Genomic DNA, 1,609 nt, shown 5'->3' on the forward strand with positions numbered 1-1,609 from the left:
CGAACTGCAGCCCAAGCAGACATTAAACCTATGGATAAGATTTTTACAATCCAGTTCGATGCTACAATCCATGCAAAACGCCATTGATTACAGTCTGTTTTAAATTGACTGTTTCCAACTGTAGTATTGTTCCATGTCGTAATAAAAATACGTGCAGCAATTAATGGATAAATAAATAATCCAATAAATGCATATACCGTAAATATTCCAAAGAATATAGCGTTTGGTGAGAACCCAGAAATTGTTCCTGCCATAGCAAAGTAAATGATTGAAAAAATAGAAATTATACCAATTGCAATAAAAACTGGTATATAAACTGCAGCCATATATGCAGACCATTTCGCGTTTAATTTAAAATTTAATTGTCCAGCATATAAGTTGTTAAGATAATATTTTTTATATAGCCAAATAGCTACAGGTGTAAAGATTCCTAGAGTGAAAATATATACCAATATACTCAAAAGAAAGACTTTATAAGATTCTTTTATTGTTCCACCAAAATAAAAACGTGCGTTGCCGAACTTACTATTTCTTGCAGTAAAACGCAAAGTAGCGCGAATTAGCCAAGGTACTGCTGCATATAGCGCAACTAGTCCAACCACAGTCGCAATCATTGAATACTGTGAGGAAATTGCAAATACGACGTAAATTCCTAATGCAATTAAACGTCCAATCAAAATCTTGGTTGGAATGCCTGTAAAATCAAAGCGACGTTCAAAAAATTCTGTATTGCCATAGAAATAGCGTAAGCGACGAACTTTAGCCCAAGGCGCATAGAAGCTTAAAGTAATAATAGTCAAAAGAATATTAACGATCCAGATTCCAAAATATTCTGAGGCATTCCCATGAAACTTAAAATGATGAATTCCTGAGTGTGAAATTGGTGGAGTTGTAATATTTTGATCCTCATTTAAATCTTGAGGAAGAGAGGTTAAAGCTTGGTCTTGCATTTTATTCTCTTTATTGAAAATATATGATCTTGATTGAATGTAATAGATAATTAGAAAACTATTGAGAATATTATATATTTTTTATAAATTGAAATAAATAGAATAAAAAGCAAGCAATAATTTATCAGCTCTTTTTTGTTGAATTATTCGGAGCAGAAAGCTTATCGCGAGAAGTATAAATAATAGGTTTAAAGGTATCGGTGACTTATTGTGATTGTAAATTTAGTAGTAATTCTAAGAAAAACTTTCTACATCATTAATTTCATCATTTACCATTTTTATATTCTCATCTTACCTGTTAAAACTAATATATCTATATAAAATTCAATCCCGTTATAAACCCCAATTTAACAATAACTCATTCATTATTTATCCTTACTTTTTAATGATCTAATTTAAAACAAATGTCGTTTTGTGTGCTTGACTGCAATAGGGTAGAGCACTATCCTTTGCCTGCTGGCCACATTGCCAGCCGGCTTTGACAGGCTGAATATTATCTCCCGCATCAGAGTTATTTCTTCTGAGGAATAGTCTTGTGTGGTAGCTACTCGTCCCTTTCCCGTAGCGGTAGGACGGGAGAGGGACACCTACGGGTGTGCTAGTTTGAGTTATTACTAGTCTGCGAACCCTTTCTCGTTCTGCCACCATAATTCTATAAA

1 protein-coding gene is annotated in these 1,609 nt (G+C 33.3%); it reads right to left on the bottom strand.

What is annotated here, in order from left to right; translation table 11 throughout:
- A partial coding sequence (locus J536_RS24285; protein ID WP_050680468.1) for a YjgN family protein occupies positions 1–950 on the bottom strand: 950 nt, incomplete at its 3' end.
- Between the last annotated feature and the right edge of the window lie 659 nt (positions 951–1,609).

Origin of the sequence: Acinetobacter sp. 809848 (genome assembly GCF_000581275.1) — a bacterium.
GTDB classification, from domain to species: Bacteria; Pseudomonadota; Gammaproteobacteria; order Pseudomonadales; family Moraxellaceae; genus Acinetobacter; species Acinetobacter pittii.